The sequence below is a fragment of the Nitrobacter sp. JJSN genome (genome assembly GCF_051912485.1).
GTDB lineage: Bacteria > Pseudomonadota > Alphaproteobacteria > Rhizobiales > Xanthobacteraceae > Nitrobacter.
This window is the reverse complement of the sequence record NZ_CP196822.1, coordinates 705241-730501: the sequence shown is the minus strand read 5'-3', so window position 1 is coordinate 730501 and position 25261 is coordinate 705241. Positions and strand designations below refer to the sequence as shown.

The window sequence follows — 25261 nt, the reverse complement described above, 5'->3', positions numbered from 1 at the left end:
AGCAATCAATCCGCGACGCCAAGCGCCGCCGACCCTCAAAGGCAGAGATTGGAAGGGTTTTAGTGGAGGGTCTCGGCCGTGGAGAGTTTCAGTCTTTCGATCTCATCCTTGAGCATTAGTTTCCGGCGCTTCAATTCGACAATCCTCAGGTCGTCGGTGGAAAGATGCCTGAGAGCATCGTGCAATTCGCCTTCCAGGATCCGATGTTTCCGTTCCAGTTCAGCGAGATGCGCCTGAATTGCCATTCGAACCTCCTCGGTAGGATTAAACCTCAGATTCGCTCCGAATTTTTGACTTTACATGAACCGTGGCGGCTGTCGATGGGACAGGAAAGCCCGTCAATCATATTTGCGGGATTCAGAAATGGACCGTAAGGATGGAACCTGACGACTTGCGCGGCGCGCAGGCAAGGGCAATAATTCGCCGAGATAAAACCTCCAACTTTTCGCAAACTCTTCGCGATTCAAGTGCGTCTCATATGACCGACGAAGAAGAGCGCGAACTCGGAGCTGAGCTCGCCCGACTGCAACAGGAACACCGCGACCTCGACGCCGCCATCGATGCCCTGCATCAATCGCCCGCGCCCGACTTGCTACGGCTGCAGCGGCTGAAAAAGCGCAAGCTGCAGTTGCGCGACCGCATCGCCTTCATCGAAGACCAGATCACGCCGGATATCATTGCCTAAATGGCAGCGTCTGGAATGGCGACTCATTCCAACATCATGCTCTGACCACCGACTGGGCGACTGCTCAATTATCCCGCCGCTGAGCCTTGCGGACATACATCGCGCAGTCGGCCTGCTCCAGCGCCGTGTCCGCGTCGGCGTGCGGTCCGAGGATGGCGAGTCCGATCGATGCGCCGGCCGTGATGGTCCGTCCGCGGAAAGTCAATGTCAGCCGATCAATGGTCTCTTCGAGCGCGGCCGCCTTGGCTTTGGCGTCGGTCTCGCTGAGATTCCACAGGAGCAGCGCGAACTCGTCGCCGCCGAGCCGTCCGATCAGGTCGGAAGATCGCACGTGTCGGGACAACGCCGCGACTACTGCCTTCAGCACCGCGTCTCCCGCCGCATGACCGAAAGCGTCGTTGATCGGCTTGAGGCGATCGACGTCGAGCACGAACAGCGCACCGCTCGCATGATAACGCCGGATATAGGCGACCGATCTGCGGAGCTCGCGTTCGAAGCCGCGGCGATTGAGGACGTCCAGAAGAAAATCGGTATCCGCGAACGCCTCAAGATCCGCGATCCGCGCCTGCGCCGCCGCGAGCTGGGATTTGAGGCGACGGATGGCACCTCTGGCGTCGGTCGCAACGTCACGTTGTACGGTTTGGCGCTTGGGCGCGAGCGCGGCCAGCCGCGCGGCAGGCGCGGCCTTGCGGCGGCTCGCCTTGCGTTTCACGGCCGTGGAAGAGGACGCTTTCGGTGTCTTTTTCATCGTCACAAGGCTTGCCGCCATTCACCAAGAAAGGATAGTTCATTCCCGACTGCTTGCCTCGTCAAGACGCCTCCTATAATCCGGAATATGTTTCTGAATTCCTGAAAGAAATAATGAATGACCGCCGCCGTTGCCATCATCATGGGAAGCCAGTCGGACTGGGAGACCATGCGTCACACCGCGGAAACGCTGGCCGCGCTTGGCGTGACGAGCGAGACGCGAATCGTGTCCGCGCACCGGACACCCGAGAGGCTGTTCGCATTCGCCAAGGGCGCCAAGGCTGAGGGTTTCAAGGTCATCATCGCGGGCGCGGGTGGCGCCGCACACCTGCCCGGCATGACAGCATCGCTGACTGAACTCCCGGTGCTTGGCGTGCCCGTCGAATCCAAAGCGCTGGCCGGGGTCGACTCTCTGTATTCGATCGTGCAGATGCCGGCCGGAATTCCGGTCGGAACACTCGCGATCGGCAAAGCCGGTGCCATCAATGCCGCGCTGCTGGCGGCGAGCGTGCTCGCGCTCAGCGATCCGGCGCTGGCCGGCCGCCTCGCCGCATGGCGCAAACAGCAGACGGATGCAGTGGGCGAGCGCCCGGAGGGATCGGCGTGAGCGGTTCTCGGCGGGTGACGCTCAAGCCGGGTGACACCATCGGTATTCTCGGCGGCGGCCAGCTCGGCCGGATGCTGGCGTTGGCGGCGGCGCGCCTCGGCCTCAGGTGTCAGGTGTTCTCGCCAGATCCGGACTCGCCGGCGTTCGACGTCGTGCAGAACGCCACTTGCGCCGAATACGCCGACGTCGAGGCGCTGGAATTGTTCGTAGCCGACGTCGACGTCGTCACGTATGAATTCGAGAATATCCCCGCGGCGACCGCGATGGTGCTCGCAGCACGCCGGCCGGTGCTGCCCGACTATCGCATTCTGGAGACGGTTCAGGATCGACTGGTTGAGAAGAATTTCGTTTCCGGACTCGGTATCGGCACCGCCACCTATGTCGACGTGGCGTCGGCACAAGCGTTGCGCGAGGCGATCAAAATCATCGGGCTGCCGGCGGTGATCAAGACCATCCGCTTCGGCTACGACGGCAAGGGTCAGGCTATCATTCGCGAGGGCGACGATCCTGGTCAGGTGTGGGACGACCTCGGCACCAGGTCGGCAATCGTGGAAGCCTTTGTGCCGTTCGAGCGCGAGATTTCCGTGATCGCAGCGCGCGGTGCCGATGGCGGCGTCGAATGCTTCGACGTGACCGAGAACGAGCATCGCGATCACATCCTGAAATATTCACGCGTACCGGCCGTGATCCCCGATACGCTCGCTGCGCAGGCGCGCGACATCGCGAAAAAGATTGCAACCGCACTCGACTATGTCGGCGTGCTGACCGTCGAGATGTTCGTGGTGCCGAGCGCCGACGGGCTGACGCTGCTGGTCAACGAGATCGCGCCACGGGTCCACAACTCCGGGCACTGGACGCTCGATGGCGCCTCGGTCTCGCAATTCGAGCAGCACATCCGCGCAGTTGCCGGCTGGCCGCTCGGCAAGCCGGTCCGGCACGGCAGCGCCGTCATGACAAACCTGATCGGAGACGACATCCTCGACTACGAGAAGTGGCTCACCGTGCCCGGCGCTTCCGTGCATATCTACGGCAAGGGACCGCCACGCGCCGGCCGCAAGATGGGCCATGTCACGGAAGTCAAACAGTCCAAATGAAAAACGGCGAGATAATTCTTGGGATCCATTGCGGACCTCATGATTCTTCAGCTGCGCTGTTTCGCGACTACGATCTTCTTGCAGCCATTCAACTCGAGCGCCTGACCCGGAAAAAGGGCGATGGAAACACCTTTCCGGATGCTTGCATCGACGAAGTATTATCGATCGCCGGCCTGACAAGACACGACGTCGACGCCGTCATCATGAGCCGCATGCTGTTCGAGGCGCGCTATTGCCGGCGCGTGCCAGGCATCGGCGAACGGCTCGCCACGATGATGCGGCGCTCGAAGGGAAAATACTTTCGCTATGTGATCGGCGAAATCGACCGCATGCATTCCCACGATTACGCCGCGATGTTCGATTTCGACGCATTCAGACGGGACTATGGTTTTCGTCCTGATATGCATATCGGCTTCGCCAACCATCATGAATGCCATGCACTGCCGACGCTGTTCTACAGCGGCTGGCAGGATGCGCTGCTGGTAACGGCAGATGGCGGTGGCGACAAGGTCAACTACAGCCATCGCCATTTCTCTAACGGCGAGATCAAAACAATCTACGGAGGCAACGAGACCGACTTCCTTCTGAAACCGGTCGACAGCCTCGGCCGCGCCTACAGCGCAGCCACGCTGGCGCTCGGCTTTCGACCCAACCGTCACGAAGGAAAGCTGACGGGACTGGCCGCATTCGGCAATCCTGTTTTCTACGACAAGCTGGCGTCCTTTTTCGATGTCGACGAGAGCGGCCGGGTTCATTCGCGTTTTCGCGGATACACCCACATGAAGCGCACGATGGCGAGCCTTGCGAAAAAGGGCCGACGCGAAGATGTCGCAGCATCGATTCAGAAAGTCGTCGAAGACGTGATGCTGCGATCGGTCGGCACGCTGTTGAAGCGATATCCGAGCCGCAATCTCGGGTTGGCCGGCGGGCTGTTCGCAAACGTCAAGCTTAACCGTCTGCTCGCCGAGAGTTTTGCTCTCGATGAGATTTTTGTCTTTCCGGCGATGGGCGATGAAGGACTGACGATTGGCGCGGCGCTGCTTCATCTGCTTGAACGCGACGGCATGCCCGCGTGGCTCCAGCATCGGCGGTCGCTCGGGCCCGTGCTGCTCGGCCGCGACTACACCGATGCGATCGATCAATCGCTCGCCGCCAATCCGCTGGTTCGCCTTGTCTCCGAAGATCCGCTGAACACAGCCGCCGACTGTCTGGCGGCAGGCGAGATCGGCGCGATCTATACAGGCAGGATGGAGTTCGGGCCCCGCGCCCTCGGCGCACGCTCGATCCTCGCCAACCCGTCGCGCCGGGACACGCACGACGTTCTCAACGAGCGGCTGTCACGGACCGAGTTCATGCCGTTCGCGCCTGTGGTGATGGCCGAGAAGGCCGCCGAAGTCTTCGACGTCACCTCCGTCAATGCCCGCGCCTGCGACTACATGACAATCGCCACCGACGTGCACGAGCCTTGGCGCAAGCGCATCGCGGCGGTGGTCCATGTCGACGGCTCGGCACGGCCGCAGATCATCCGCCAAGCGGACAACCCGTTGTATCACGGCATTCTGCAACGATTCGAGGCGAAAACCGGCCTACCCGTACTGGTCAATACCAGCTTCAACGTTCACGAGGAGCCTATCGTCAACACACCCGCCGAATGCGCACGCGCCCTGACGGACGGCCGCATCGATTTCGTGGTGACGACGAAGGGTGTCTATCAGCGGGTTGCGTGAGCGACCTCACGCCGATTGTTGCCCGGGGCAGAAATCGGCGCCACTCCCGGTCGAACGCTGTAAGTCGGCAAGAGCCGCCGATCGCAGCTCTTGCCGACTTTTCCGCTTATTTTCCAGCAACGACGCCTTCCGGCTCGTTGCTGAGTCCGCGATAGACCAAGCCGCCGATGACGCCGCCAATCAACGGCGCCACCCAGAACAGCCAGAGCTGCTCCAGCGCCCAGCCGCCGACGAACAGCGCCGGACCGGTGCTGCGCGCCGGATTCACCGACGTATTGGTGACGGGAATACTGACGAGGTGAATCATCACCAGCGCCAGTCCGATTGCCAGTGGCGCGAAACCTACCGGAGCCTTGCCATGCGTCGACCCCATGATGACGAACAGGAACATGGCTGTCATCGTCACCTCGGTGATGAAGCCGACCATGAGGCTGTAGTGACCGGGCGAGTGCTCGCCGTAGCCGTTCGACGCAAAGCCCTTGGCGACATCGAAACCCGGAGCCCCGCTGGCGATCACATAAAGCAGCGCCGCAGCCGCTACCGCACCGATGACCTGCGCGATGACATACGGCACCACCTGCCCTGCCGGAAACCGGCCGCCGGCAGTCAGACCCACCGTGATCGCCGGGTTGAGATGGCAGCCCGAGATGTGCCCGATCGCGTAGGCCATGGTGACGACGCTCAGACCGAAGGTAAAAGCCACGCCCAGCAATCCGATACCAACCTGCGGAAACGCAGCCGCGATGACCGCGCTGCCGCAGCCCATAAAGGTCAGCCAGAAAGTGCCGATCAGTTCGGCCGCGTATTTCCTGACGTCCATGACACGCCTCCCTCGGTTGCGGGGATCAACCACCCCGACTCAGATCCCATAGAAACCCGATGTGAGTTGTTCCTGAACCCCAATGGCGGCTCTTTGGGGGTATTCCACCTGAATTTCCGGCGTTTCCTGCGAACCGAGCCACTGCCCAACGGTGGACATCCGCGTCTTGATCTGATACATCGGTGCCCTTGACGCTGAGGGATTGGCCTTTGTCGGCCTTTCCGCCGTCCGACGAATTCTCAATCCGTGCAATTAAAAGAGGATGCCGCGTGCAGGTTCTCGTTCGCGATAACAATGTCGATCAAGCCCTCAAGGCGCTGAAGAAGAAGATGCAGCGCGAGGGGATTTTCCGCGAGATGAAGCTCCGCGGTCATTACGAAAAGCCCTCCGAAAAGAAGGCTCGCGAAAAGGCCGAAGCCGTGCGCCGCGCCCGCAAGCTTGCGCGCAAGAAGCTGCAGCGCGAAGGCCTGCTGCCGATGAAGCCGAAGCCGGTTTTTGGCGCTGGACCTGGCGCAGGCGGCCGTGGCGGTCCGGGTGCCGGTCCGCGTGGACCGCGCTAAACAATCGCTTTCAACTGCTTTTGAATAAAACGCGGGCTCCAGTCCCGCGTTTTTGTTTTTGTGGCGGCGGCTATTTCGGCAGCACCGCCTGGACAACCGATTTTGCAGCCGAAAGCACGTCGTCGGCGACTGAGGTATGGGCGCGCGCCGCCGCGTCAGCCTCAAGATCGAGCGGCTGCGACGCTTGCGGAATATCTGCAGGCGGAACCGGCAGCCGCACATGATCGGCTCGGTCGGAACGCGGTCCCTCCTCCGCTCCCCTCGCGTCGGGCCTAAGCGTTTCGACAGCCGGCGCCGACACCTCGATCGCAGGCGGGAGGGGCTTCATCGCCGGCTGGGAAGCAGCGCGCGGGATCTCTTGCACGCGTGGTGACGTGGATTCGACCGGCTGGCGATCGACATCCTGCTGCGATCGAGAGCCCTCCGATTGAGGGCGTGACGCCTCAACTCGCACAGGCACATCGTTTGTGCTGCGCAAGCGATCGATAGCGGCTCGCGCAAGATCATTGGCATCGCGTTGATCCTCCCGGAGCGAGGCTGTCTGTGCCGGAACAGCCGGCGTGGACGTCACCTTGGCGGTGGCTTTCTCGCGACGCGCCGTTTGATGTTTTTTCGTATCGATCGGCGAGCTCGCGGTTTCCGCCCGCTTCTCGGGTTTTTCCGCAGCCGTCTCGGGCTGGACCTTGTCGGCAGGCACGGTCGCGATCGCCTTTTCGGAAATACCCTTCGCTCGAACCCCAGCTTCAAGATTGTTGCTGCCGGCCTTTTCGGGCACCACGGCGGACGACACGGCGGCGGGGGGCGACGCATCGGCGGGCTTGCTAACGATATAGTGGTTGACGATGTAGGCGCCTGTCACCGTCGCCACCACGGATGGCATGATCTTTTCGAAAAAGAACTTGGAAGCGTATTTCAGCATGACCGGCCTCTCCCCGCGCTGTCTGATGCGGAAACTTTGGGGCCGATTGAGGGATCAATCGCGACCGATCGGTGGCAAGTGGATGATCCGCCGTAACGTTTCGTGTCCATTATAGCGTTTTCGAGCGAAGCATGTCCGCTGGCTTGACCCGGGATGGATACCGGTTCGCCTGAAGAAAACGCGGTTACAGCTCCAGCGTCAAAGCAGCTTGATCCGGCCGAACGCCATGAAACCGGTCAAGTCGCGCCCATAGACCACTTTCAGATCGTCCGGCAGCAGGTAGCGGCTGACGAGCCCACCAATGCCGAACTTGGCATGATCGGTTCGGATGAAATCGTAGATTCCGCCGACTGAGACTTTGCCGACGACGAAAGCCCTGTCTTCGAGACCGGGAATGTCATGGGTCAGTTCACTTTCCATGACCCGCTCCGCGCGCATGAACAGCGTCCAGTTGTTCTTCAGAATCATGGAACTTTCGAGCAGATAGGCATCCAGCGAATCCCCCGGACTGAGCAACTTGCGGCCCCAAGCCGCCGTCGCGCTCCAGAGATGCCCGTCCCCAAACGGAGTCGTGTAGATCGCAGATGCCGTGAGGCGATTTTCGTTGACCGCCGGTTCGAGCTGCTCCGGCGAATTCAGGTGACCATAGGACACTTGCAACGACAATTCGCGAGCCGGATTCCAGCTCACGCGGCCCGCGAAGCTGTCGAGCGCCGGCCGCTCGATGTCGTAGCGATACTGGTCGGGCTCGCGGCCACGAAACGTCGAAGCCTCGAACTTCCAGTTGTCGAGGACGACGCCGGCCGTCACCACGCCGAACGTGATGTGCGTCGAATCAAGCCAGTGATGGCTGATCGGCGCCTCCGGATTATCCATGCCGCTGGTGCGATGCATGAATGCCGGCGGACCGAGCGCGGGTTCGCCAGGCAGGCCGCCATAGACGAAGACGCTCGAGTTCGCAGTGAGGTTTCGGCTGTAGGTCGTAGCCAGTTCCATGACCAGATCGTGCGGATGCTGGCGATCGACCAGATGCGACACGCCGTCGGCGGTCTCGCCAGTTGCCAGCAGCAGCGGATAACCCGTTGCGCCCATCAGCGGCTCGGGTGAGAGCATCGCACGCACGCCGAAGGTGCCGTCTCCGAGCGGCCGCTGGGCCATGGTCATGAGCATGCCGCTGACGAACGTTTTGTCCGCACCGCGCAGGCCGGGCTGCCGGTCGTAATTCAGGTTGACGGAGCCGTGTGTCGTCACGCTCCAGGCTTCGAATTGCTGATAAAGCCCTTCGTGCGGCGAGGTGTCCGGCTGCCAACTCGTTCCCGATGCCTCGCGCGCCATCATGTAGGGTCCAAGAAATCCGCTCATCGAACCATGGCCGGCCATCTCATGCCCCATATGCGCGGGACCCATCGTCCCATGGTCCATGTCCGTCATGGCCACGGGTGTCGAAGGCTTCCGCATCGCCGCCGGGTGTTTATGTCTTGGACGTGCGGGCTCGGGATGATGTCTGGCCATTTCTCCGGAGACGGCATGGCCCATATGTTCGTGATCCGGCATCTCCTGGCTCGCAGCGGCGGATGCCATGAACCCCAGCGTGAACGCGAGATAGGCGCGATGGCGGATCCGGCGCAGGGAACGTCGATACATTAGGTCCTCAAAGCATCGCCACAGGCGAGGCCTCGGCGGTTCCGTTCATTGTTGGACTATGGCACGAACACCATGAAGATATAGATCGCGAACACGACGATGTGGACCATTCCAAACAGGATATTGGTGCGGCCGGTTCCGAAAGTCAGCATGCTCAGAAGGAACGTTATTGCGAGCAGGATCATCTTCTGGGCGCTGAGACCGAGTTCGAGCGGCTTATCCATGACATAGACGGCCACCGCGACGGCCGGAATCGTCAGGCCTATGGTTGCCAGCGAGGAGCCGAGCGCAAGATTGATGCTCTTCTGCAGATCGTTCTGCCGAGCTGCCGAAATCGCGGCGATGCTTTCCGGCAGCAGCACCAGCAGCGCCAGCAGGACACCGGCGAGCGCCTCCGGCGCGCCCGCCAGCGCGATACCCGCATCGACCACCATCGAGAACTTCTTCGCCAGCAGCACGACGGCAAGCAGCGAGATCAGCAGCAGCGCGACGCTCAGCGCCAGCATGCGGTTCGAAGCATGCCCTTCCCCGCCACCGGCGCTATCGCCGACGATGAAATAGTCGCGGTGCAGAACCGTCTGCGTATACAGAAAGACCGCATAAAGCATGATGGTGACGACGCTGACGAAACCAAGCTGCAGTTCCGAATACAGCGGCCCCGGCGTCGTCAGAGTATAGTTCGGCATCACCAGGGTGATCGTCGCGAACACGATCAGCACGCTGAGATAGATATTGACGCCCGCAGGCTGGAATTTCTGCTCGCGGTAACGCAGGCCGCCGGACAGGATGCAGATCCCGACCAGTCCGTTGCAGACAATCATGACCACCGCGAACACGGTATCCCGTGCCAGTGCCGGCACCGCCTTGTCGCCCAGCATGATCGTCGCGATCAGGGAAACTTCGATGATCGTGACCGCGAGCGTCAGCAACAACGTGCCGTAAGGCTCGCCGACCCGCTCCGCGATAACCTCGGCGTGATGCACGGCTGCGAAGACGGTGCCGAACAGGATCACCAGCAGCACGGCCGCGAACAGGAGACCGGCCACCGACGGGACGAAGGTGATGCCGAGAGCGGTCGCGGCACCAAAAAACAAAACGGCCAGCGCGGGAAAAATCCACGCTGACCGCGGCATTGAAGGGTGCGAACTCATAAGCCGGCAAGCGGCTATGTGGCGCGCTTACGGACGCTCTTTTTTGCCTTCTTCACCGTCGTCTTCTTTTTGCCAGCGGCTCTCTTCTTGACGGTTTTCTTCTTTTTGACGGCCTTCTTGGGCGAGAGATAGGCGCCGACCTTCTTGGAGGAATGCCCGACCGCCTTGACCGCGGCGCGAAGCTTTGCAGGGGTCACCTTGAACTTCTTCGACCAGTAGCTGACTTCGTAGGGCTGGCTCAGCGCAATCAGCGCCCGGTCACTCGCCTTGTGCTTCTGCAGCTTGATGTAGGCCTCGACCTTCCTGGCGGAACGGCCGACAACCTTGACGGCGGCCTTCAGCTTCAACGGCGTAACTTTGAATTTCTTGGACCAGTAACGGACCTCGTAGGCTTCACTCAACGCTATCAAGCCGCGATCGCTTCCGCCTCGCTTCGCCTTGTTGTCAGCCATATCGGCCTCCCGCTGTTGAACGCCGCCATATTACATGCCCTTGACGATATTCTCCGTCATCTTCTTGGCGTCGCCAAGCAACATCATGGTGTTGTCCCGATAGAACAGTGGATTGTCGATGCCGGCGTAGCCGGATGCGAGCGAGCGCTTGATGAACATCACGGTGCCGGCTTTCCAGACCTGCAAGACCGGCATGCCATAGATCGGCGAAGACTTGTCGTCCTCCGCCGCCGGGTTGGTGACGTCGTTCGCGCCGATAACGAAGGCCACGTCGGCCTGGGCAAATTCCGAATTGATGTCCTCAAGCTCGAACACCTCGTCGTAAGGCACGTTGGCCTCGGCCAGCAGCACGTTCATATGGCCGGGCATTCGGCCTGCGACCGGATGAATTGCGTACTTCACCTCGACGCCCTCGGCCTTGAGCTTGTCGGCCATCTCGCGCAGCGCGTGCTGGGCCTGCGCCACCGCCATGCCGTAGCCGGGCACGATGATGACCTTCTGTGCGTTCTTCATGATGAAGGCGGCGTCATCCGCCGAACCGAGCTTGACCGGCTTGACCTCGCCGCTGCCGCCGCCGGCCGCCGCCGTCTCGCCACCAAAGCCGCCCAGGATCACCGAGATGAACGAACGGTTCATGGCGTGGCACATGATGTAGGACAGGATCGCGCCGGAGGAGCCGACCAGCGCGCCGGTGATGATCAGCGCCGAATTGCCGAGCGTGAAACCGATGCCGGCCGCCGCCCAGCCGGAGTACGAATTCAGCATCGAAATCACGACCGGCATGTCAGCGCCGCCGATCGGAATGATCAAGAGCGCACCGAGCAGCAGCGCCAGAATCACGATCAGCCAGAAATCAAGCACGCTGCCGGACATCACCAGACCGACAACAAAGAACACCAGCGCCAGACCGAGCGCGATGTTGATGATGTGGCGTACCGGCAGAATGATCGGGGCGCCGCTCATGCGACCTGACAGTTTCAGAAACGCGATCACCGAGCCCGTGAACGTCAATGCACCGATGGCGACGCCGAGCGACATCTCGATCAGGCTCTGCGTATGGATATGGCCCGGCGTGCCGATGCCGAAGGCTTCCGGCGCATAGAACGCGCCCGCCGCGACCAGCACCGCCGCCATGCCGACCAGCGAGTGGAACGCGGCGACCAGTTCCGGCATCGACGTCATCGGCACACGGCGCGCGACCACCGCGCCGATACCGCCTCCGATCGCGATCCCGAGGATCACCAGCAGCCACGCCAGGGTGTCGGCGGGCGGATGCGACGCAAGCGTGGTCGCGACCGCGATCGCCATGCCGGTCATGCCGAGGAAATTGCCCCGGCGGCTCGACGCCGGACTCGACAGCCCGCGCAGCGACAGGATGAACAAAACACCGGCGACGAGATATAGCAGCGCGGAAAGATTGGCGTTCATCTATCTAAGAGCCCTTCTTCTGTCATCATCCGCAAAAAGCGGATGATCCAGTCATCCGAAACGGTCATGACTTGACAGGCAGTCACGGCCTGCTGGATGCCCCGCCTCCGCGGGGCATGACGACATTTATTTGAGATCCCCGCTCACTTCTGCTTCTTCTTGTACATCGCCAGCATTCGCTGGGTGACGAGAAAACCACCGAAGATATTCACGCAGGCAAATACGAGCGCGACGAAACCGAAGGCCCGCGCCCAGCCCGAGCCCGCCGAGATCATCCCGACGCCGACAGCGAGCAGCGCGCCGACAACAATCACCGACGAGATCGCGTTGGTGACCGACATCAGCGGCGTGTGCAGCGCGGGCGTCACCGACCACACAACGAAATAGCCGACGAAGACGGCCAGGACGAAAATCGACAGCCGGAACACGAAGGGATCGACGGCCTGAACAATATGATCCATGGAGACGTTCCTATTCGTCGTTCCGGAGCATGCCAGGCGACGAACGCATCGCGTTCGCGCCGATGGCGTGAATCGGGAATCCGCAGATGAACCCGCGCGTCGTGCCTTCCGGGATAACCGGTTCACCGGCTGTGCGCACGATCGTCATGCGCTTTTCGGCTGGAAGTTCGGATGAATGACGGCGCCATTCCTGGTCAGCGCGGTGGCCTTGACCAGTTCGTCGTCCCAATTCACCGCGAGCGCCTTGGTCGTCTTGTCGACCAGCGTCTCGATGAACGAAAACAGGTTGCGGGCATACAGGCTCGATGCCGAGGCGGCGACACGGCCCGCGACATTGGTGAAGCCGATAATCTTCACGCCATCCAGATCGACGACGTTGCCCACCTTGACGCCCTCGATGTTACCGCCGCGCTCGACCGCGAGATCCACAAGCACCGAGCCCGGTTTCATCGAGCGCACCATTTCCGCCGTCACGAGCTTCGGCGCGGGACGTCCCGGAATTAGCGCCGTCGTGATAATGATGTCCTGCTTCTTGATGTGCTCTGTGGTCAAAGCGGCCTGCTTGGCCTGATATTCTTTCGACATTTCCTTGGCGTAGCCGCCGGCGGTCTGCGCGTTCTTGAACTCTTCGTCCTCCACCGCGAGGAATTTGGCACCGAGACTTTCCACCTGCTCTTTGGTAGCGGGACGGACGTCGGTTGCGGTGACGACGGCGCCGAGACGGCGCGCGGTCGCGATCGCCTGAAGACCGGCAACACCGACCCCCATAACGAACACCTTCGCGGCCGGCACGGTACCGGCTGCGGTCATCATCATCGGAAATGCGCGACCGAATGCCTCGGCCGCCTCAATGACGGCGCGATAGCCGGCTAAGTTCGCCTGGCTCGACAGCACGTCCATGACCTGAGCGCGCGTGATACGCGGCATCAGTTCCATGGCGAAAGCCGACAAGCCGGCGTCCGCGATCTTCTTTAGCGCCGCCTCGTTGCCGTAAGGATCCATGATAGCGATTACCAGCGCGCCACGCTTGTAGCGCGCCAGTTCGGATGCCTCGGGCCGCCTCACCTTGACGACGATGTCGGCGTCCTTGAGCGCATCGGGGCTGACCACGGCTCCCGCGGCCACGAAGTCCGAATCCGGCACTCCCGACTTGATCCCGGCGCCCGGCTCGATTGCGACATCTGCGCCGAGCGCCTTGAACTTCTTCACCGTATCGGGTGACGCAGCCACCCGCGGCTCGGAGGGATCGATTTCCTTCGCTATTGCAATCTTCATGATGCCTCCCGCAGCCGACGGCCACGCACGATTAAAGCACCAGCCACATTGTTAGCGAATGGAAATCAAGGACGGCCGGAACGACGACCGGACAATCAGGTGAGGAAAATCGCCATCAGCGAGACAAGGGTGATCACAGCAGCGGTGCCGATCGTCCCAAATTTGATGAACGTCTTATACATATCCTCATGCGCCGGATAATCCATTCCGTCCGCGGTCGAGTACACGATTTCGCTATGATCTGACACGTCAAGTCTCCAGCCAAGGTTGATCTTGCCCTTGAGCAATTAGCGCAATCGGGAAGACAGAGCAACGGTGTGGCGGCCCCGTTGGCGAAGTCATCGTCTCTTTAATGTACAAAATGTAGAAATTGAGCGGCGCGAGGCCGCAATTGGCCGATTTTCGCGCTCAAGGCCGCCGTTGCCTGACGGTTTGGACAGAACGGCCTTCCGGCTGGAAACCGAAAGGCCGTCCTGTCCTCGTCACCATCTGGCTTCCGATGGACCACGCGACAGAAAAAACATCTTCCGGTTGAAAAATACACGCATTTATAGGCAACGAAGGTCGGTCAATACCTATCCCATCGTCTCCAGCTCATCGATCATACCGGCGATGACCGACAATCCGCCGTCCCAGAACTTCGGATCCCGGGCGTCGAGCCCGAACGGGCTCAACAGTTCGGAATAGTGCTTGGTGCCACCAGCGGCGAGCATCGCAAGATAACGATCGGCGAACCCTTCGGACGCGTGCTCATAGACCGCGTAGAGCGAGTTCACCAGGCAATCGCCGAAGGCATAGGCGTAGACGTAGAACGGCGAGTGGATGAAATGCGGGATGTACATCCAGAAAGTCTCGTAGCCCGGCTTGATCTCGATCGCGGGTCCAAGGCTTTCACCCTGCACGCTGAGCCAGAGCTGGCCGATGCGCTCGGCGGTGAGTTCGCCGTTCTTGCGCTCGGTGTGGACGGCGCGCTCGAAGGTGTAGAACGCTATCTGCCGCACCACGGTATTGATCATGTCCTCGACCTTGCCGACGAGCAGCGCCTGCCGCTGCTTCGCGTTCTTGGTCTGCGCCAGCAGCCGCTTGAAGGTCAGCATCTCGCCAAAGACTGACGCGGTTTCCGCAAGCGTCAGCGGCGTCGGCGCCATCAGCGCGCCGTTCTTCGCAGCGAGCACCTGATGCACGCCATGGCCGAGTTCATGCGCGAGCGTCATCACATCGCGCGGCTTGCCCTGGTAGTTCATCAGCACATACGGATGAGCGGATGGCGTGGTCGGGTGTGAGAACGCGCCCGGCGCCTTGCCGGGACGCACCGGCGCGTCGATCCAGCGGTCGGTGAAGAATCGTTCGGCGATGCCGGCCATTTCCGGCGAGAAATCGCCATAGGCCGTTAGCACCATCTTCCGCGCGTCGTTCCACGGAATGACGCCGGTGGCGGCGAACGGCAGCGGCGCGTTGCGGTCCCAATGGGAGAGCTTCTTCTTTTTGAACCAGCGCGCCTTGAGCTCATAATAGCGATGCGACAGCCGCGGATAGGCTGCGCGCACCGACGCCACCAGCGCATCCACTACCTCGCGCTCGACGCGGTTGTTCAGATGGCGCGAATCCGCAACGTCCTGAAAGCCGCGCCAGTGGTCGGAAATATCCTTATCCTTGGCGAGCGTGTTGGTGATGAGCGCGAAGGTTCGCTCATTGGCCTTGAAGGTTTTCGCCAGCGCCTGACCGGCGGCCTTGCGCTTGTCCGGCGAACGATCCTGCAACAGGTTCAGCGTCGGTTCGATCGCCAAATCCTTGGACCCAACACTGAACCGCAACCCTGCAATGGTCTGGTCGAACAGCCTGTTCCAGGCGGAATAGCCGGTCTGCGACTTCTCATGGAAGAGCCGCTCGACGCGATCCTCGAGCTGGTACGGCTTGTCCTTGCGGCTGTCCTCGATCCACGGGCGATAATGCCCAAGCTCCGGCGCCCGCATCGCGCGCTCGATCACGTCGTCGTCGATGCGGTTGAGTTCCAGCGCGAAGAACAGCAGATGAACCGAGGCCGCCGTCAAGCGTTCGGAGACATCGCCGTAGAATTTCGAGATCGAAGGATCGACGCTGTCGCCGGCGTGGATCAACCCCGCATACGAACCGAGCCGGCCCGCGAGATCGTCGATCGTCTCATAACGCCGCACGGCTTCAGCCAACCACGCACCGCCTTCGGGCTTTGAGGTTTCCGTCGCGAGCTTGCCCTTGTAGTCGGCCTCGAACGCCTTGCAGTCCGCATCGACCCTCTCGAGATCGCGCACCACCTCGGGAGCATCGATTCCGGAATAAAGGTCTGCGAGATTCCATTCCGGCAAACGTCCCCCATCCGGTTTTGCGACGGCACCTTTTTTCACGGCGGGCTTGCGATGAGAGGCGGGCTTGCGGGCGACGGCGGATTTGCGTGAAGCGGAGGAACGCGAAGCCATTATCGATCCAGACCTTCTTTTTTAGTTCCGACCAGGAAGAAAACCGTTGCATGGCGAGCGGGCGGCAAACCTTAAGAGCGCATTAATCACCGTCCGCCAGTGTGCCTCGATTCGGTACAGATAGTTGTAGCGTGCGGGGAATGCCATGACTGCCACCATTTTGATCGCGGACGATGACGCGGTACAGCGTCGACTCGTCGAAAACATGGTGCGGCGGTCGGGCTATGAGGCGATCGTGGTCGAGGGCGGCGACGCCGCCATCGCCGCGCTGACGACCTCCGATGGCCCCGTCATTGATGCCCTCATCCTCGATCTCGTGATGCCCGGCCTCGACGGTATGGGCGTGCTGGCGAAAATTCGCGAAGCCGGCATCAGTGTCCCCGTCATCGTCCAGACCGCGCATGGCGGCATCGACAATGTGGTTTCCGCGATGCGTGCCGGCGCGCATGACTTCGTGATCAAGCCGGTCGGCATCGAGCGTCTACAAGTGTCTTTGCGCAATGCGCTCAACGCCAGCGCATTGAAGAACGAATTGCGGCGCGTCCGCCACAGCCGCGAGGGCCGCCTCACCTTCGCCGACATCATCACGCGCAGCGAGACCATGGCCAACGTGTTGAAGGTCGCGACGAAGGCCGCGAGTTCGTCGATCCCCGTCCTGATCGAGGGCGAGTCTGGCGTCGGCAAAGAGCTGTTTGCGCGCGCCATCCACGGCACCGGCGACCGCAGCGCCAAGCCGTTTGTCGCGGTGAACTGCGGCGCGATCCCGGACAATCTCGTGGAGTCGATTCTTTTCGGCCACGAGAAGGGATCGTTCACCGGTGCGACCGAGCGCCACACCGGCAAGTTCGTCGAGGCGTCCGGCGGCACCCTATTTCTCGACGAAGTGAGCGAACTGCCGCTGACCGCGCAGGTGAAACTTCTGCGCGCGCTGCAGGAAGGCGCGGTGGAAGCGGTCGGCGGCCGCAAGCCCGTCAAGGTCGACGTCCGCATTATTTCGGCCACCAACCGGCGGTTGCTCGATCGCGTCAAGGGCGGGCAATTCCGGGAAGACCTGTTCTATCGCCTGCATGTGCTGCCGCTGACGATCCCGCCGCTTCGGATGCGGCGCGACGACATCCCGAACCTGCTCCGACACTTTCTCGCGCGCTTCTGCGCCGAAGAACACCGGACGATCAACGGCATCAGCGGCGAGGCGATGGCGGGGTTGTCGCAGCTCAACTGGCCCGGCAACATCCGCCAGCTCGAAAACGCGGTGTACCGCGCGGTCGTCATGAGCGAGGGCGAGCAGCTTGGCCTCTCAGATTTTCCGCTGATCAGCGCGCAACCAGCCGCCGACGCCGATACGAACGCGCCGCTGGTCATGGAGCCAGTGCTCCAACGAACCGCGCCCGAGGTGATATCAGGTAATGAAATACCTATTGCACCACTGCCTGATGCAGGCAGCCTCGCGATGCTGGCTTACGATGGTGACATGCGCCCGCTTGAAGAACTCGAATCCGAAATCATTCGCTTTGCGATTTCACACTATCGCGGGCAAATGTCCGAAGTCGCGCGTCGGTTGAAAATCGGGCGGTCCACCCTCTACCGCAAGCTCGACGACATCGCCGCGAATGAGGAACAGTAACGCGCTCCAATCGTTCGCGTCACAAGACATTCCGGCCGCATCACAGGAGAGTGTGAGTCAGGCATGAACCGTTGCGGTGTAGTGACAGACGAACGAAAAACGCGCGTCAGAAACACGCATCGCGTTGCAAACAGCGTCTTTTGAGGTCAGTTTGTCGTGAGCTGCCCCTTGCGGCGCTAGCTGCCCGAATCGAGCGCATATAACGTCGGTGCATGAATCGTGAAACGCTGAATGGCTTGGGCAAGCGCAGGACGAAATGACCAGAAATTGTTCCATGAAGGAACAGTTTCACCCGAGGGGTGCGAGAATGCGAGACTACTCGACTAACCGGACCGGATTCGACCGGATCCTGACGGTCCTTGCAGCGACATTTCTAACGGTATCCGCCGCGACGGCATTTGCCCAGACGGACACCGCGAAGAAGGGTGCCGCCGAACTCGCAATCGACGCCGCAGTTCCGATGCCGCAGCCCGCGAACGTGCCGCCGCCCACCGCAGCCGATTTCAAGATGGACAATGTGCCGCCCGCGCCGCCGATCGTCCGCGCGTCCAAACCGGCTGACCACAAGACCGCCGATACAATAGGGACCGATACGAAGCCGGCTGATACGAAGCCGTCCGGCAGTGCGGATTCCGAGGCGTCTTCGAACACGACGCCGCCTTCCGCTGCAAAAGCCTCCGACGCGACGACTTCGCCCGACACCAAGGCCTCCGGCAGCAAGGCTGCGGAGACAACGCCCGCGGACGCCAAGTCTGTAGACGCAAAGCCTGTAGACGCAAAGCCGGCGGCCACTCCAGCGGATGGCACCAAGACGGACGAAGCGAAGAAGGACGCGACCGCGACGATCACCCCGGCCGTCGCGCCTCCCGCAGGAACTGACGCCGCCACGGCCACCGATCAGCCGAGCGAACCGGTGAAGGCCGCGAGCAATGTTCCACCGGCGGATCAGCCGGCTGCCGACAAGCTGCACGAATTGCTCGATACGAAGGCCACAAAATTCTTTGACCGCAAGACCGAGCGGGCAGCGATCGAGAAATTCTACGCAGCGCGAAGTTATGCGCCGCTATGGACCGAGGGCGGCACACTGAATGCGCAGGCCAAGGGCGTGATCGCGCGTCTCAGGGACGCCGCGGCCGATGGCCTCGACCCCACCGACTATCCGGTGCCAAACTTTGCAGCGGCGGCGGCGCCGGATCAACTCGCCGAAGCCGACCTCAAGCTGACGGCGAGCATGATGGACTACGCCCGCCAGGCCCAAAGCGGCCGGATGCACTGGTCGCAGGTCAGCGGCGATATTTCATATCCCGAACATCCCATCAACCCCGAGCAGGTGTTGATGAATGTCACCACCGCGAAGGATGCCTCCGCGGCACTCGACAGCTACAACCCGCCGCAGAAACTCTATCGCGAGCTAAAGCAGAAGCTCGCCGAGTTGCGTGGCGTGGGCGAAGGCCCCGTCACACAGATCGCGGATGGCCCGGCGCTAATATACACGCCGGAGCGTGGCAAGAAGCATCCCGCCGTGGTGGTGGAAGATCCCCGTGTGCCCATGCTGCGCGTGAAACTTGGCGTGACCGAAAACGCCGATGACACGCATTATGACGCGAAGGTCGCGGCCGCCGTTCGCAAATTCCAGGCGAATGCTGATCTCAAGGCGACCGGCGTGCTCGACGAGCGGACGATCAAGGCGATCAACAGCCCGAAACGGGATCGCCAGATCGATACCGTCATCGTCAACATGGAGCGCTGGCGCTGGCTGCCGCGCGAACTCGGCGCCCCGTCGCTCGGCAACGCCTACGCCATCCTGAATATTCCGGATTACACGCTCAAGGTGATGCAGCATGGCGCGCAGGTCTGGAGCACCCGCGTCGTCGTCGGCAAGCCGGGAATCCACGCCACGCCACTGCTGACGGAAACGATGAAGTACATCACCGTCAATCCCACCTGGAACGTGCCGCCGTCGATCATCTACAAAGAGTATCTGCCCGCTTTGCAGCAGGATCCGACTGTGCTCGAGCGCATGGGCCTCAAGCTGGAGCGCGATCGCAGCGGCGGCATCCACATTTCGCAACCTCCCGGCGAACGCAACGCGCTGGGCCGGATCCGCTTTAATTTTCCGAACAAGTTCCTGGTGTATCAGCATGATACGCCGGACAAAAACTTGTTTGCCAAGGAGACGCGCGCTTTCAGCCATGGCTGCATGCGGGTTCAGAACCCCGATCAGTATGCAGCCACTTTGCTCAACATCGCCCTTCCGCAGGAGCACTACACCCCGGAGAAGGTCCGAAGCATGTATGGCCGGAGCGAGATCGATATCAAATTCCCGACTCCGATTCCGGTCAACATCACCTATCAGACCGCGTTCGTTGATCATGCCGGCAAGCTGCAGATCCGCTCCGACGTCTACGGCCGTGACGCCACGATGCTGGCGCTGCTCCGCAACGCCAAGGGCCGGGATCTCGAGGCGGTGATCGCCCACGCCCAGCCGAACTATTCCCGTCCCAGGGGCGATATCCCGCAGGGCGTCGCTCTCAATGACAACGGCGGCGGCGGTTTTGGCGGCGGTTTCTCGAACAGCGGCCCGTCATTCTTCGAACGGCTGTTCGGGGTCCAGACTCCCCCCCCCCAGGTCGAGGATCGCCGCCGTCAGATCTATCGGCGCTGATGGTCAGTAAACGTCAAATTCACTCCGCAGCGCCTCGCGATCCACGAAAACGGATTTAGTTGATTAAAAACAAGGGCTTCATCGCACGATGAGGCCCTTTTAACGTTAACCATTGTCCACCGCGTCTCAATACCTAGGCTCTTTTTTGCCACAGTCGGCGGGCTAGTTATCCTTTAGGCGCAGACGGGTTAAGGTAAATCTGCATTAACCCTCCTGCCCTACGACTTGAGTTTACGCCCTTCCACAAACGGGGTCGTGGAAGGGTCGCGCGACTTAATCGTCCTTTGGGTGGGCTCATAGGTGCTTGCTGCTTTTGCACGCGGCCTGAAATCGTTGTCGATTTCACGGACCGGTTATCGCATCGGCCTGTCGTCGCTCCTGCTGCTGGCGGGCGCGGGATCGGTGCATGATGCGGCTGCGCTCAACGAAACACGCACCCTGTCGTTTCATCACACCCATTCCAACGAAGATCTGACTGTCACCTTCAAGCGCAACGGCCGCTACGACGAAGCCGCGATGAAGCAGATCAATCACTTTCTCCGCGACTGGCGCAGCCAGGAGCAGACCACCATGGATCGTCACCTCTTCGACATCCTCTGGGAGGTCTACCGCGACGTCGACGCCAGGCAGCCGATCAACATCGTCTCCGCCTACCGCTCTCCCGCCACCAATGCCATGCTTCGCCGCCGCTCCGCGCATACCGGCGTCGCGCGATTCAGCCAGCACATGCTCGGCCATGCCATGGACTTCTTCATTCCCGGCGTGCAGCTCGAAAAAATTCGTTTCGCCGGACTTCGCCTGCAGCGCGGCGGCGTCGGCTTCTATCCCAAATCGGGCTCGCCCTTCGTTCACCTCGATACCGGCCATGTGCGACACTGGCCGCGCATGACCCACGACCAGCTGGTGCGCGTCTTCCCCAACGGCCGCACCGTGCACATTCCCTCCGATGGCACCCCGCTGCCTGGCTATCAACTTGCGATGGCCGACATCGAGAAGCGCGGTCAGAACGCGGATGAAGACGGGGCGGCGGGCGGCAAGCCATCGAATTTCCTGCTGGCGCTGTTCCGAGGCAAGTCCGCCGACAAATCCGCTGATGATGACGATGAATCGGATGGTGCGCCGGCCGCTGCCCAGCCGGCAGACCAGAAGACGGTCGCCTCCGCGGCACCGGCTGCGTCGACCGACCCGATCCCGCTGCCCCGGCCAAAACCGCCCTCGGCCTTCAGGCTCGCGTCCGCCGACGTCCTGACCGTTCCGGTGGCACAATCCGCGAAACCGGCCGCCGCCAGCAAACCGCAGACCCCGGCCGACATCATCAATGCCCGCGGCTTCTGGGATGAAATCCCGTCGGCCCAGAAGCAGGCCACGCCGCAGCAGATGATCGCGGCGATCAGCGCCCGCCAGGCGCTCGACAAAGCTGACCCGCAACCAACCGCCAGCATCTCCGATACCTTCCAGGCGCTGGCCTATGCGCCGCCCGCGAGGGACGTTCGCCGCGCACGAATCGTTGCGGCGACCGCATCGATCCCGCCCATCCGGCCCACCGCCCCGGCGCACAATCCAATGGCCCTTGACGGCATAACCACCGTCGTCGCCAAAGGCGCACAGGGGCAAGGCGCCGTCGTGTCCACCTCGCGCCGACTCGCGCCGGCGGCCACACGCGACAGCGATGTCTGGATGCGCGCGATGATCCTTACCCCGAGCGCGAGCCGCACGATGTCGGCAACAGCCCTCGGCGACCAGGACATGGCATTGATGCAGGTCTATTTCGAAAAGCCAGACCGGGCGATCGCGATGACCTTCTCCAACGATCCGCAGATGGGTATCCTCTGCGAACGATTTACCGGATCGGCTATCGCCAAGCTGAACACGACACTGCTTGCGGTGCGCACAGCCTCGCTGCGATAGGCTGGTTCATGGCCGGAATAGCTCTGGGCAAACGACGGCTTGCCGCTCACAGCATCCCGAGCGCCTGCATATAGGTTTCTAGGATCGTTTCCTGCTCCTCACGCTCGTTGGCGTCCTGCTTGCGCATCCGCACGATCGTCCGCAGCGCCTTGACGTCATATCCATTGCCCTTGGCTTCGGCATAGACGTCGCGAATATCGTCGGAAATGGTCTTCTTCTCTTCTTCAAGCCGCTCGATGCGTTCGATGATGGCCTTGAGCTGGTCCTTCGCGAATTTGGTCGCGGGCTCTTCCTTGGCGGCGACGGCGGTGGCCATCCTGCTACTCCTAAATCAACCGATGACGATGGAATGTGAGCCTGGACGCGCTGGCCGCCCACCACACTTGAAAGCTGACACTCACGAGCGGCGTGCTTGGCGTCAAGGCTGCATCGCGCTCATCCACAACGACCCACAGGCCGCGCGGCGGCAGGCTACCCAAAACGATCAATGACCGCTGTGGCTCTTCTTCATCGCTGCGAGCTGTTCCGGCGTCGCTGCGTCCTGATGTTTCGCCTTCCAGGCCTCATAGGGCATGCCGTATACCGCCTCGCGGCTTTCGTCCTTGGTCATGGCAGCCCCTTCTGCGTCGGCGGCCTCCTTAAGCCAATTCGACAGGCAGTTGCGGCAGAAGCCGGCGAGATTCATGAGATCGATATTCTGGACATCGGTGCGAGACCGCAGATGCTCGACCAGACGCCGAAATACCGCAGCTTCCAGTTCCGTTCTTGTTCTATCGTCAATAGTCATGCGCTGATTCTCGCCATCGCCTGTCAGGACAGGGTTAAGTTGGGACTTGTCACAGATTTTACCATATCGCGGCGCAAATAAGAGTTTGCAGGCTGGAAAAAGCGCACCTTGGCGTGAAAAGCCGGTTCCAGCCGTTGACAGGCGCGACGGGTCACGCGAAATCACCGCGAAACGATTTGCCCGCTAAATGACAAAGTCAGACCAATTCCTCCCTCCACCGTTCTCGCGGCGCGCGAGCATCGCGGGCCTCTTGCCTGCGCTCGGCATTCTCGTCGTCTGTCTGTGGTCGGCGCCCGCTGCAGCGGACTTCCGGCTCTGCAACAACACGTCGAGCCGCGTCGGCATCGCCCTTGGCTACAAGGACGCCGAGGGCTGGACAACCGAGGGCTGGTGGAATGTCTCATCGCGGGCCTGCGAAACGCTTCTGCGCGGCACGCTCGTCGCACGCTATTATTATATTTATGCTCTAGATTACGACCATGGCGGCGAATGGTCGGGACAGGCTTTCATGTGCTCGCGCGATAAAGAATTCACGATCAGAGGCACGGACAATTGCCTCGCGCGCGGTTTCGACCGCACCGGCTTTTTCGAGATCGATACCGGCGACCAGCGCGCCTGGACCGTGCAGTTGACGGAGTCCGGCGAACACGGGCCGCAGCAGGTGCCAGGGCTGCCTGGACAGGGTTCATTTCCAGGTATGCCCGATCCAGCGGGCGGGACGCCTCCGGGCGCGTCTGGACTGACGCCAGGCGCGTTGCCCGGACGCAAGCCATGAGACGTCTGCGCCGCATCAAGATCCTCGCCACACTCGGGCCGGCCTCATCCGACAGCGCCATGGTCCGCCGTCTGTTCGAAGCGGGTGCCGACGTCTTCCGCATCAACATGAGTCACACCACGCATGACAAGATGCGCGAACTGGTGGCGACGATCCGCAATGTCGAGGGCAGCTACGGCCGCCCGATCGGCATCCTGGTCGACCTGCAGGGACCCAAGCTCCGGCTCGGCTCGTTCGCCGATGGCCCGGTCCAGTTGAACAACGGCGACACGTTCGTGCTGGATTCCGACAAAACCCCCGGCGACAATACCCGGGTCCACCTTCCGCATCCGGAAATCCTGACGGCGCTGCGCCCCGGCCACACGCTGCTGCTCGACGACGGCAAGGTGCGTCTGATCGCCGAGGAGACCTCGTCCGAGCGCGCCGTGACCCGCGTCGTCGTCGGCGGCAGGATGTCCGACCGCAAGGGGGTTAGCCTGCCCGATACCGATTTGCCGATGTCGGCGATGACGCCGAAGGACCGTTCCGATCTCGACGCGGCGCTGGAAGCCGGCGTCGACTGGATCGCGCTGTCATTCGTGCAGCGCGCAGACGATGTGGCTGAAGCCAAGAAGATGATCCGCGGCCGCGCCTCGGTGATGGCCAAGATCGAGAAGCCTCAGGCCATCGACCGGCTGCCCGAAATCCTCGAAATCGCGGATGCCCTGATGGTCGCGCGCGGCGATCTCGGCGTCGAATTGCCGCTTGAACAGGTGCCCAGTCTTCAGAAGCAGATGACGCGGATGGCGCGGCGCGCCGGCAAGCCGGTTGTGATCGCGACGCAAATGCTGGAATCGATGATCCTGTCGCCGGTGCCGACCCGCGCCGAAGTCTCCGACGTCGCCACCGCGGTTTATGAAGGTGCCGACGCCATCATGCTCTCCGCCGAGTCCGCGGCCGGAAAATACCCGGTCGAAGCCATCTCGACCATGAATCGGATCGGCGAAGAGGTGGAGCGCGATCCAGCCTATCGCGGCGTGCTCAACGCGCAGCGCGCCGTGCCGGAGCCCACCGTCGGCGACGCCATCGCCGACGCCGCCCGGCAGATCGCCGAAACGCTCGACCTCTCCGCAATCATATGCTGGACCAGTTCGGGGTCGACCGCGCTGCGCATGGCGCGCGAACGCCCGAAGCTTCCTGTGGTCGCCATCACTCCGAACCTCGCGACCGGCCGCAAGCTGGCCGTGGCGTGGGGTGTGCACTGCGTGGTTGCGGAAGACGCTCACGACCAGGACGATATGGTCGATCGCGCCGGCAGCATTGCGTTCCGCGATGGATTCGCCAAGGCGGGCCAGCGCATCATCATCGTGGCCGGCGTGCCGCTCGGCACGCCTGGGGCCACCAACATGGTGCGTATCGCCTTCGTCGGTCCGGATGGCGACGCGGCCGTTTAAGGCATGATCCCGAAAAGTGGAAACCGGTTTTCGGAAAAGATCGTGC

25 protein-coding genes are annotated in these 25261 nt (G+C 61.8%); 10 read left to right on the top strand and 15 right to left on the bottom strand.

The genetic code is table 11. The features are described 5' to 3' along the window. Positions 1–59: 59 nt before the first annotated feature. A complete protein-coding gene (locus ACSZOQ_RS03750) occupies positions 60–245 on the bottom strand; it encodes a YdcH family protein (protein WP_439924694.1) in 186 nt (61 codons plus the stop codon). A 233-nt stretch (positions 246–478) separates the two neighbouring features. On the opposite strand from ACSZOQ_RS03750, the gene ACSZOQ_RS03745 reads away from it, so the two are divergent. Further along, on the top strand, positions 479–685 hold the full coding sequence (locus ACSZOQ_RS03745) for a YdcH family protein (RefSeq protein ID WP_439925944.1): 207 nt from the start codon (positions 479–481) through the stop codon (positions 683–685). Between the two features lie 64 nt (positions 686–749). Here the strand turns inward: ACSZOQ_RS03745 and ACSZOQ_RS03740 are convergent, their stop codons facing one another. After that, positions 750–1433 (bottom strand): GGDEF domain-containing protein, encoded by a 684-nt coding sequence (locus ACSZOQ_RS03740; RefSeq protein ID WP_439924693.1) that lies wholly within the window; start codon positions 1431–1433, stop codon positions 750–752. Between the two features lie 117 nt (positions 1434–1550). Between ACSZOQ_RS03740 and purE the strand changes: the two genes are divergently transcribed. The 3 genes from purE to ACSZOQ_RS03725 are packed head-to-tail and all read left to right on the top strand — an operon-like array spanning position 1551 to position 4860. After that, complete coding sequence (purE, locus tag ACSZOQ_RS03735) at positions 1551–2039, top strand: 5-(carboxyamino)imidazole ribonucleotide mutase (protein ID WP_439924692.1); 489 nt, start codon at positions 1551–1553, stop codon at positions 2037–2039. After that, complete coding sequence (locus ACSZOQ_RS03730; RefSeq protein ID WP_439924691.1) at positions 2036–3133, top strand: 5-(carboxyamino)imidazole ribonucleotide synthase; 1098 nt, start codon at positions 2036–2038, stop codon at positions 3131–3133. Before purE ends, ACSZOQ_RS03730 begins: the two co-directional genes overlap by 4 nt. Beyond that, positions 3130–4860 carry a carbamoyltransferase family protein gene (locus ACSZOQ_RS03725; protein WP_439924690.1) on the top strand — a complete coding sequence of 577 codons (1731 nt, stop codon included), beginning with the start codon at positions 3130–3132 and terminating at the stop codon, positions 4858–4860. Before ACSZOQ_RS03730 ends, ACSZOQ_RS03725 begins: the two co-directional genes overlap by 4 nt. A 106-nt stretch (positions 4861–4966) precedes the next feature. Here ACSZOQ_RS03725 and aqpZ read toward each other — a convergent pair whose 3' ends face one another. Then, a complete protein-coding gene (gene aqpZ / locus ACSZOQ_RS03720; protein ID WP_439924689.1) occupies positions 4967–5680 on the bottom strand; it encodes an aquaporin Z in 714 nt (237 codons plus the stop codon). 269 nt (positions 5681–5949) lie between these two features. Between aqpZ and rpsU the strand changes: the two genes are divergently transcribed. Further along, entirely contained in the window at positions 5950–6240 is a 291-nt protein-coding gene (gene rpsU / locus ACSZOQ_RS03715; protein ID WP_439924688.1) for a 30S ribosomal protein S21, read from the top strand. Between the two features lie 70 nt (positions 6241–6310). On the opposite strand, the gene ACSZOQ_RS03710 is transcribed toward rpsU, so the two are convergent. The 10 genes from ACSZOQ_RS03710 to ACSZOQ_RS03665 form a co-directional block, all read right to left on the bottom strand. After that, positions 6311–7159 carry a hypothetical protein gene (locus ACSZOQ_RS03710; protein ID WP_439924687.1) on the bottom strand — a complete coding sequence of 283 codons (849 nt, stop codon included), beginning with the start codon at positions 7157–7159 and terminating at the stop codon, positions 6311–6313. A 198-nt stretch (positions 7160–7357) separates the two neighbouring features. Further along, the gene (locus ACSZOQ_RS03705; RefSeq protein WP_439924686.1) at positions 7358–8803 is read right to left on the bottom strand and encodes a hypothetical protein; all 1446 of its coding nucleotides are present in this window, start codon (positions 8801–8803) and stop codon (positions 7358–7360) included. A gap of 56 nt (positions 8804–8859) precedes the next feature. Beyond that, the gene (locus ACSZOQ_RS03700) at positions 8860–9954 is read right to left on the bottom strand and encodes a calcium:proton antiporter (protein WP_439924685.1); all 1095 of its coding nucleotides are present in this window, start codon (positions 9952–9954) and stop codon (positions 8860–8862) included. Between the two features lie 14 nt (positions 9955–9968). Next, a complete protein-coding gene (locus ACSZOQ_RS03695; protein ID WP_439924684.1) occupies positions 9969–10406 on the bottom strand; it encodes a DUF3606 domain-containing protein in 438 nt (145 codons plus the stop codon). Positions 10407–10436: 30 nt separating this feature from the next. Then, positions 10437–11834 carry an NAD(P)(+) transhydrogenase (Re/Si-specific) subunit beta gene (locus ACSZOQ_RS03690; protein WP_439924683.1) on the bottom strand — a complete coding sequence of 466 codons (1398 nt, stop codon included), beginning with the start codon at positions 11832–11834 and terminating at the stop codon, positions 10437–10439. Positions 11835–11977: 143 nt separating this feature from the next. Continuing rightward, positions 11978–12295, bottom strand: coding sequence for a proton-translocating transhydrogenase family protein (locus ACSZOQ_RS03685; protein ID WP_439924682.1), 318 nt, complete (start codon positions 12293–12295; stop codon positions 11978–11980). A gap of 10 nt (positions 12296–12305) precedes the next feature. Next, complete coding sequence (locus ACSZOQ_RS03680; RefSeq protein WP_439924681.1) at positions 12306–12443, bottom strand: hypothetical protein; 138 nt, start codon at positions 12441–12443, stop codon at positions 12306–12308. Next, the gene (locus tag ACSZOQ_RS03675; RefSeq protein ID WP_439924680.1) at positions 12440–13570 is read right to left on the bottom strand and encodes a Re/Si-specific NAD(P)(+) transhydrogenase subunit alpha; all 1131 of its coding nucleotides are present in this window, start codon (positions 13568–13570) and stop codon (positions 12440–12442) included. The genes ACSZOQ_RS03680 and ACSZOQ_RS03675 overlap by 4 nt, the downstream gene beginning before the upstream one ends. Positions 13571–13665: 95 nt before the next feature. Further along, complete coding sequence (locus tag ACSZOQ_RS03670; RefSeq protein ID WP_439924679.1) at positions 13666–13818, bottom strand: aa3-type cytochrome c oxidase subunit IV; 153 nt, start codon at positions 13816–13818, stop codon at positions 13666–13668. 327 nt (positions 13819–14145) lie between these two features. After that, positions 14146–16023, bottom strand: coding sequence for a M3 family oligoendopeptidase (locus ACSZOQ_RS03665; RefSeq protein ID WP_439924678.1), 1878 nt, complete (start codon positions 16021–16023; stop codon positions 14146–14148). A gap of 145 nt (positions 16024–16168) precedes the next feature. Here ACSZOQ_RS03665 and ACSZOQ_RS03660 point away from each other — a divergent pair, with 145 nt between their 5' ends. The 3 genes from ACSZOQ_RS03660 to ACSZOQ_RS03650 all read left to right on the top strand — a co-directional run bounded on the left by ACSZOQ_RS03660 (position 16169) and on the right by ACSZOQ_RS03650 (position 22220). Beyond that, positions 16169–17647: a sigma-54-dependent transcriptional regulator gene (locus tag ACSZOQ_RS03660; protein WP_439924677.1), complete on the top strand. Its 1479-nt coding sequence runs from the start codon at positions 16169–16171 to the stop codon at positions 17645–17647. Between the two features lie 307 nt (positions 17648–17954). Beyond that, positions 17955–20312, top strand: a complete 2358-nt coding sequence (locus ACSZOQ_RS03655; RefSeq protein ID WP_439924676.1) for a L,D-transpeptidase family protein — start codon at positions 17955–17957, stop codon at positions 20310–20312. A gap of 300 nt (positions 20313–20612) precedes the next feature. Continuing rightward, positions 20613–22220 carry a DUF882 domain-containing protein gene (locus tag ACSZOQ_RS03650; protein ID WP_439924675.1) on the top strand — a complete coding sequence of 536 codons (1608 nt, stop codon included), beginning with the start codon at positions 20613–20615 and terminating at the stop codon, positions 22218–22220. Positions 22221–22266: 46 nt separating this feature from the next. Here ACSZOQ_RS03650 and ACSZOQ_RS03645 read toward each other — a convergent pair whose 3' ends face one another. Then, positions 22267–22536, bottom strand: a complete 270-nt coding sequence (locus ACSZOQ_RS03645) for a DUF2312 domain-containing protein (RefSeq protein ID WP_439924674.1) — start codon at positions 22534–22536, stop codon at positions 22267–22269. A gap of 168 nt (positions 22537–22704) precedes the next feature. Then, complete coding sequence (locus ACSZOQ_RS03640; RefSeq protein WP_439924673.1) at positions 22705–23007, bottom strand: DUF1244 domain-containing protein; 303 nt, start codon at positions 23005–23007, stop codon at positions 22705–22707. A gap of 187 nt (positions 23008–23194) precedes the next feature. Here ACSZOQ_RS03640 and ACSZOQ_RS03635 point away from each other — a divergent pair, with 187 nt between their 5' ends. Beyond that, positions 23195–23782 carry a DUF1036 domain-containing protein gene (locus ACSZOQ_RS03635; RefSeq protein WP_439924672.1) on the top strand — a complete coding sequence of 196 codons (588 nt, stop codon included), beginning with the start codon at positions 23195–23197 and terminating at the stop codon, positions 23780–23782. After that, positions 23779–25215, top strand: a complete 1437-nt coding sequence (pyk, locus tag ACSZOQ_RS03630; protein ID WP_439924671.1) for a pyruvate kinase — start codon at positions 23779–23781, stop codon at positions 25213–25215. Before ACSZOQ_RS03635 ends, pyk begins: the two co-directional genes overlap by 4 nt. Positions 25216–25261 lie beyond the last annotated feature (46 nt).